Annotated in this window: 5 protein-coding genes; 2 read left to right on the top strand and 3 right to left on the bottom strand. The window is 68.4% G+C overall.

Going from position 1 to position 7,650, the window contains the following annotated elements; genetic code table 11:
- On the bottom strand, positions 1–746 hold a 746-nt coding region (locus G6O54_RS36190; protein WP_205679164.1), incomplete at its 3' end, for a S41 family peptidase.
- Between the two features lie 403 nt (positions 747–1,149).
- On the opposite strand from G6O54_RS36190, the gene G6O54_RS36185 reads away from it, so the two are divergent.
- Positions 1,150–2,184: an aldo/keto reductase gene (locus tag G6O54_RS36185; RefSeq protein ID WP_165235700.1), complete on the top strand. Its 1,035-nt coding sequence runs from the start codon at positions 1,150–1,152 to the stop codon at positions 2,182–2,184.
- 744 nt (positions 2,185–2,928) lie between these two features.
- Here G6O54_RS36185 and G6O54_RS36180 read toward each other — a convergent pair.
- On the bottom strand, positions 2,929–3,882 hold the full coding sequence (locus G6O54_RS36180) for a DUF6599 family protein (protein ID WP_165235697.1): 954 nt from the start codon (positions 3,880–3,882) through the stop codon (positions 2,929–2,931).
- A gap of 238 nt (positions 3,883–4,120) precedes the next feature.
- Positions 4,121–5,380, bottom strand: a complete 1,260-nt coding sequence (locus tag G6O54_RS38635; protein ID WP_165235694.1) for a tetratricopeptide repeat protein — start codon at positions 5,378–5,380, stop codon at positions 4,121–4,123.
- A 266-nt stretch (positions 5,381–5,646) separates the two neighbouring features.
- Between G6O54_RS38635 and G6O54_RS36170 the strand changes: the two genes are divergently transcribed.
- Entirely contained in the window at positions 5,647–7,638 is a 1,992-nt protein-coding gene (locus tag G6O54_RS36170; RefSeq protein WP_205679163.1) for a sulfatase, read from the top strand.
- Positions 7,639–7,650: the final 12 nt, after the last annotated feature.

The following is a 7,650-nucleotide window of genomic DNA, read 5'->3' as shown; positions in this document are numbered from 1 at the left end:
ATTCGTTGACGCACGGAACCTACGTGTCCGGATTTCGCACGGAACCTCCTGTCCGGTGACAGATAGGTCCAGTACTGACGCGTCGAATTCTCGGCCCGGTTGAACTGGTCTTCGAGGTGGGTTTCCTCTTCGAAGAAGTAGCTGGCGAGCAGGGCGACGCCGGTCGGCGCCCCGCCGCCGTTCTGCCGGAGGTCGAGGATGATCGCCTCGCTGTTGGCGAGGAACGTCGCGGCCGCCGCGACCGTATCGCCGGCCCACTCGCCCGGATAGAAGCCATCGACCTGGAGGAGCCCGATCCCCCCACCTAACCGCTCGACCTTCCGATACTCGTAGTTCCGGCGCCTCCCGGTCTCCCGGAACCGGGCGACATCCTCGGGGTTGGGCGGCTTCCGGTCCGAATCCTCGGGGATCACGGCGACGGAGTAATCGACGCCGAGATGCCCGTCCTTGCAGACCTCTCGGAGATGAGCCGTCAGGAGGCGCGCGAACTCCCGGCCGCTCGTGACGGCGTCGTACTCCTTCCTCGCCTGCCGGTCGCGGATCGCCTGCTCCATCTTCTTCGCCTGCTCCTGGAACACGTAGGTGCTGCCGAGCTTCTCGAGCAACCCATCGATCACCGCGTTCCGTGCAGCACCATCGAGGGCGATATCGGGGGGATCGGCGGGGACCTGGGCGACGGCGACGCCCGCCGGTCGTGGCGACGAAAACAGGGCCAGGAAGAGGAGGACCGCGCGGGCGTTCTTCATGTCGGATGACACCTTCGAGCGAAAGCTGTGGGGCTCGTTCGGCGAGATAGGGCCCACGCGCAGCCGCCACATTCGTGCGACGGTGGGCGACCGAGGCAGCCTGCTGCGTGAGAGGTCCTAACTTCTACCATAGCCGGGAGGGGTCGCGCAGACCCTCGGGATCTGATCTCGGTCAAGAATGCCATTCATCGGTCGCTTACGCATCAGCCGTGTTTCCTGCGGCACGCTGGATTGGGCTTCGAGGGTCCTCGGTCAGCTCTTTACCCGACCTGGGATCCATCCCCGTACGCTCATCCCCAATTCCCCGGTAAGGGGCGGCGAAGATTGACGTGATCCGCCCGTCTGGCTAGCGTGAGAAGAGGCGGCAACACCGCGGGGATCGTCCAGTTCCAGGAGTCGCGTCATGACCGCGCCGAATGAGATGAACCGCCGGGACTTCATCAAGACCACGGCCGCCGGCACGGCGGCGGCGACCGTCGCGCCGGCGGCGCTCGCCCAGGATGCGGCGGGCGACGGGCTGATCCATCGCAACGAGCGGAGCGGCATGCCCTACCGCAAGCTCGGCCGGACGAACTTCCTCTGCAGCCGCCTCGTCTTCGGCGGCGGTGCGGCGCTGATCGGCGGGAAGGCCGTGCCCTTGCTCAACGCGGCATTCGACGCGGGCGTGAACTTCTACGACCTGGGCTCCAACGCCTACTACAAGGGGAGCGAGCGCGCCTTCGCCCCCTTCCTCGCGGCCAACCGCGGCAAGATCTGGGTCACGTCGAAGGCGCCCTTGCGTCCCGTCGACGGCTTCGTACCGGGCAAGCCGTTGATCGCCGAGCAGGGCAAGTTCCTGGCCGACTACTGGACGGGGCTGCTGAACGCGAGCCTCACCGACCTGGGCACCGACTACGTGGACGCCTACTACCTGATGGGCGTGGGCGACCCGGAGATCATCCGTTGCGAGCCGCTCCATGAAGCCTTCCTCAAGGCGAAGCAGGCCGGCAAGGTGGGCCACTGGGGCGTGAGCACCCACAAGCGGGCGCAGCAGGTGCTCGAGGCCATGATCGAAACCGGCTGGTACGACCTCGCCATGATCGCCGTCACCCCGGCCGGGTGGTACGACTGGGATTCGAAGAGCCTCCTTCCCGGCACGCCGGCGATGGTCGAGCTCCAGCCCACGCTGAAGCGGGCCCGCGACGCCGGCATCGGCCTGGTCGGCATGAAGGCGGCCCGCTACCTGTCGTCCAAGGGGGGCAAGGAGCTGGTCAAGGCCTTCGACGGGCACTACAGCGACCGGCTCATGCAGTCGGGGCTCTCGGCCTGGCAGCGGTCGTACGCGTTCGTCCTCGCCCACGGCGTCGACGTGGTCAATTCCGACATGCAGAACTTCGCCCATTTCAAGGAGAACCTCGCCGCCGTGCAGCGGTCGGCGGAGCTCTTCGTCACGGCCTGATCTGATCGACGCCGGCCGTTTTCTTGTCCGCCGCGCCGGTCGAGGGTATCCTTCGGCGATGCGGAGCGTATGATTCGGCCCGTGAGCCGCAACGGCACAGAAATCGGCACATGGGCCTTGGAGCCGCGCAGCGACACAGGAGCGTACACGACCTGAGGTGGCGGTCAGAAGCGACCTGGCGGGCCCGCATTACGCCGATCGGATGGGTTGCGTACCATGCAGGAGGGTTCGCAGGTCACGACACCGACTGAAACACGCTATTTCATTTGAGGTGGTCTCCATGAGAACGACCACGTCGCCTCCCCACGCTGAGCAGAAGACCCGCTTCATTTTTCGGGTCCTGGCCGGGGGCCTCGCGTTGTTGCTGCTGCCGGGCGGGATCTTCGCGGCCGTGCTTGAGGCTCAAAACGGTCATCCGTGGCAGGCATTGACTGCTGCGCTCTCCTGTTACTTTGCTGGCATCGGCCTGGCTGTAGGAGCGAGGACCGGGCGTTGGCCCTTCACATTCGGGACGCCTGGTTAGGGACGACGAACTGGGGTATCTCGACAAGGGGATGCGCTCGTTGGCACTGGTGGGAAGCGGCCCATGCCGATTCTCTGCTCCGTTGCGACTCACGGACCTATGCGCCGGGCCGACATGCCCTCGATGCCGGCGAACGGTCCGTCGAAGATCCCGGAGGAGGTGGAAGTTGGACCCGATCCGCGCGGAATGGCCAACCTCTCGGCCTATCAGCGGGCGCCACGTCATTTCGGGATCTTCAGGCCCTTGAGGAGGAACGTCATGGCCTTCACGGCCGCGTCGCGGCCCTTGACGGCCGTGACGCCGACGAGGATGTCGCCGACCCGGCAGGCGGCGTCGTAGTCGCCGCCGGCCGCCTGGGCGACGATGACCGACGTCCCCTCGATCCTGGCCGGCTCGGCCAGGTGGCCGAATTCCTCGAAGTGGGCCCTGTACCTGGCCAGGACGTCCGCGGCGTTGTCGGCGGACTTGCAGCGCGCGACGAAGGCGGTGAACCCGGCCTCGCCGTCGCGATACCGGGCCATGAACGTGTTGGTCAGGAAGTCGAGCCCCAGGGCATCGACCATCAGGTACTGGGCCGAATCGTCGATCCGGTTCGCGGCCGGGAGCATGGCGAGTCCCCAGAGCTCCGCGGCCTGGCCTTTGAGGCGATTCGCGAGCGTCTCGGCCAGGGCCGACGCCGCTTTCTGGACCGACTCGTCGGGTCCCGACGTCAGGATCGTCGCGTAGTACGGGCCCTTGCGGAAGAACAGGTCCGCCCCGGCGCGGTGGCCGCCGTCGCCGATGGCGATGGCCTTGCTGCCCGATGGGCGCTCGACCGAATAGACACCGAAGGCACCCAGGGGCGTGGTCATGTCGTAGAGGAAGACGTCGATGAATTTGGCCGGGTCGTCCGCCTTCGAGAAGGTGACGAAGGTCATCCCCGTGACGTCGTAGGACTGGAACAGCTCCGACCGGCCGTCGATCTTGTCGTACAGGTTGGCCTCGGTGTAGCGCTCGACGGGGCTCTTCCGGGTGAAGCCCTCAGGCGTGAGGTCCTCGAGGGCCCGGGCGATGGTCTCCGTCGTGGCCTTCATCTCGGCCGTGATCCGGGGGGCGTCCTTGACGGGGCCGACGGGCTCCTGGGCGGCGGCGAAGGCGGGGAAGACGAGCGGGATCGCGGCCAGCAGGCGTTTCATCGGATACTCCATGATCGGGCCCAAGATGTCCTCGTCGCCCTCACTCCGGTCTCGAGCATGACGAGCTTCCGATCGAGCGTTCCCGGTCGTCGTAACCGAGTATCATCGAGGACGCGCGCATCGTCAATTCGGCGGCCACGAACGGCCGAACGGCCGGGGAACCTCGCCGGGGAAGAGCCTACCTGGAGGAGCGTCTCCGCCGGGGGTCAATCCGACAAGAACGTGCGTTTTCACATCTTCATGGCGTGGCGTGTCGTTCGGGGGCCGCCGGGGACGAGCCGGCGCGGATGAGATCGGCCAGGGAGCGGGCGGCGGGGGCGCGGGGAGGAGGGGCCAGGCGGGCGAGTGATCGGCGGAGGTCGGCGCGGGCGGGGTCGTCGGCGAGGGCGATGGTCAGGAAGCCGCGGGACTCGAAGCGGCGGCCGAGGTGCTCGGCGAGGTCGGCCATCTCCTCGGCGTCGCGGATGGGCTGGTTGCGATCGAAGAGCTTCTTGTAGCGGGCGAGCTGCCGCTCGACCTCGGCCTTGCGACGGAGGAGGTCGTCGGCCCGGGACGCCTCGCCGGTCTCGCGGGCCAGCGCGGCGAGGCGGTCGAGGGCGGGCAGGTCGCCGGGGGTGTCCTCGAGCAGTCGTTCCAGCTCGCGGCGCTCGGCCGGGGCGTCGCCTCGACGGGATGCGAGCCAGGCGGAGAGGCGATGGACGTCCGCCGGGGATGCGTCCCCGGCGGGGAGGTGCTCGAGCGCCTCCTGCACGACGTCGACCCGGCCAGCGGCCAGGCCCAGGTCGAGCCGGGTCTTCCAGACGGCCGGGTCGTCCGGGCGGCGTTTCAGGCATGCCGCAAGCCGGCGTTCGGCCTCGGCATGGTCGCCGGCTCGGATCGCCAGGTTGGCGCGGCCCAGCCACACGCGATCGTCGTCCGGGGCGCGATTGGCGGCCTCCTGGAGATACGCCCGCATGTTCTCGACGGGGTTCGGCTTGAGGGCCAGCTCGATGTGCATGCGAAGCACGTCGATGGCCGGCTCGGTCGCCCCCTCGCCCCGCTCGTTGAGCCGTTCCCAGCGCTCTTCGATGAGCCTTTCGGCCTCGTCGAGGCGGCCGAGCTGGCTGTAGATCGGCACCAGCAGGAAGCGTGTGTGGGACGGGTCGTTGCGCGGGTCGCGGGCGGCGTCCTCGATGATCTGCTCGGCCGCGGCGAGCCGGCCCTGGTCGTGTGCCAGCCGCATCCGTCCCAGGATCGCCTTGTGCGCGAAGACGGAGCCCGCCGGGACCCGCTCCAGGGCCCGCGCGGCGGCGTCGATCCGGCCTCGCTCCTGCTCGCAGCGCGCCAGCAGGACGGCCGCCTCATCCGAGCCGGGGTACTGCTCCAGGAGCTTCGTCAGGCGTCCCACGGCGGTCGCCTGGCGACCGTTGACCATGTCGAGCTCGACCTGGAGGATCGCGTCCCGATAGCTCCGGTCGGCCCTCCAGGCCCAGCCGGCCCCGAGGAGGACGGCGGCCATCACGAGCCACGGAATCAGCCGCCGCCACCGCGAGCCCGCGGGCAAACCGGGCTCGTCCCCAACCCGTTCATCACGCTGGAAGTCGTTTGATTCCAAGGGATTGGGAACGTCTGTCTCGTTGGACTTGCGACCGGGTACGCAGGTAGACATAGTAGAAAAGCCTCGGACCTGATGCAAGGACGTCGGCCGCGCTCGAGGCTCGTGAGCGCGGTTCACTGAGATCACACCCCCTCCGACGGCGACCGGCTTCGCCCCTCGAGACACCGATGAACCGTCGGCTCACCGTCGCAACGGATCTGGAATCCGAGGGCTCGCCCCCGGCGGGTCCTCGAACGGAACGGCCCGGGTTGGTCGAGGCGCTCGTCCTGTCGGCATGGTGCGGGCTCGTCGCCGGCCTGCTCGAGGTGGGCACCATTGAGGTTCAGAAGCGGCTCTTCGATCCGAACAAGCTCTATCACCTGACGCGACACTTCGTCTGGTTGATCCCCCTGACGTATCTTGGCCTGTTCCTGGCCCTCGGGTTTCTCGGGTGGATCGTCGGCCGGGTCGCGCCCCGGCGGGGCTGGTGGTCCGTCAAGCGGTTCCTGTGCGCGCTGGTGCTCCTTCCGATGGCGCTGATCGCGTTCCCCCGGGTCTACACGCTGGCCTGGCTGGTCCTTGCGCTGGGGGTCGCAACGAAGCTCGTGCCGGTGCTGGAGTCGCGCGGTCGCTGGACCCGGCGCGTCATCCTCGCCAGCTTCCCGCCGGCCCTGGCGATCCCGCTCATCCTGGCCGGCGCCCTCTGGCTCGGCGATCGACGGCGGCAGGCGGAGGTGGACGCGCGGGCGATGCCGGCGACGGGCTCGCCGAACGTGCTCCTGATCGTCCTGGACACGGTGGCCGCGGGCCATCTGAGCCTCTACGGCTATCCGCGGCCGACGAGCGGCACGCTGGTCGAGCTCGCCGGGCGGGGAATCCGGTTCGACGCGGCCCAGGCCGCCTCCTCGTGGACGCTGCCCTCGCATGCGACGATGTTCACCGGCAGGTGGATGCACGAGCTGTCGGTGGGCTGGCTCAACCCGCTGGACGGCTCGCATTCCACCCTGGCGGAATTCCTCGCCGCGCGCGGGTATGCGACGGCGGGATTCGTGGGCAACACGATGTACTGCTCCCGGGATTCGGGGCTGAATCGCGGCTTCGCGAAGTACGAGGACTACATCTTCCCCGCGTTCACGGCGCCCAAGACGGCGGTCATGGTCAACCGGCTGCTGGCCGTCCTGGGGAAGGTGCTGCCGTTCGTGGAGGCGCGGCCCGAGCTCCTGCCCTTGCAGCCGTACGTGCAACGGGCCTGGCAGTCGCTCGTGTTCGACCGCAAGGACGCGGCGAGCGTGAATCGCGAGTTCCTGGGCTGGCTGGCCGGCCGAGGCGACTCCGCGCGTCCCTTCTTCGCCTTCCTGAATTACTCCGACGCCCACACGCCCTACGAGCTGCCGGAAGGCCGGATTCATCGCTTCGGCGAGGCCCAGCCCGACGATCGTCAGCGCGAGCTGATTCGCCGCTGGGGAGAGCTCGACAAGATCCGCCTGGTCGAACGCGACCAGCCCCTGCTCGTCGACGCGTACGATGACTGCGTCGCGGACCTCGACGAGCAGCTCGGGAAGCTGATGGACCGGCTCCAGCGGCTTGGCGTCCTCGGCCGCACCTGGGTGATCGTGGCCTCCGATCACGGAGAGAGCTTCGGCGAGCACACCGGCGTGTTCTGCCACGGGACGAGCCTCTATCAGACCGAGGTCCACGTTCCGCTTTTGATCATCCCGCCCGGCGAGAGCCCGATCGCCACGCCCCGGGTGGTGAAGGAGACGGTGAGCCTCCGCGACATCGCGGCCACGATCACCGACCTGGTGGGCCTCGCCGCCGAGTCGCCGTTCCCGGGGGAATCGCTCGCGCGGACCTGGGGTCAGTGTGCGGGGAAGCCCGCACCGCCGAGCGGCCCGATCGACGGTGCCCTGTCGGAGGTGCTGCCCGGGCTCGCGAACAACATCGACGAGAACGGCCTGCCCCTGAAATCCTGGCCGCTGGGGGCGCTGAAGGACGGCGAATGGTCGTATATTCGCGGCAACCCGAGGCTCCCGGAGGAACTCTTCCACCTCTCGACCGACGGCGGCGAACGACACAACGTGGCCCGCGATCCCGCGTCACGGCCGATCCTCGACCGGATGCGCCAGGCCCTCGATCGGCTCACGGCGGGGCCGCTCGTCCCGCAGCGGTTCAATCGCTAGTGCTTGGTCTCA

The sequence above is a fragment of the Aquisphaera insulae genome (assembly GCF_011064615.1).
Lineage (GTDB): Bacteria > Planctomycetota > Planctomycetia > Isosphaerales > Isosphaeraceae > Aquisphaera > Aquisphaera insulae.
This window is presented reverse-complemented; position numbering and strand designations above follow the sequence as displayed.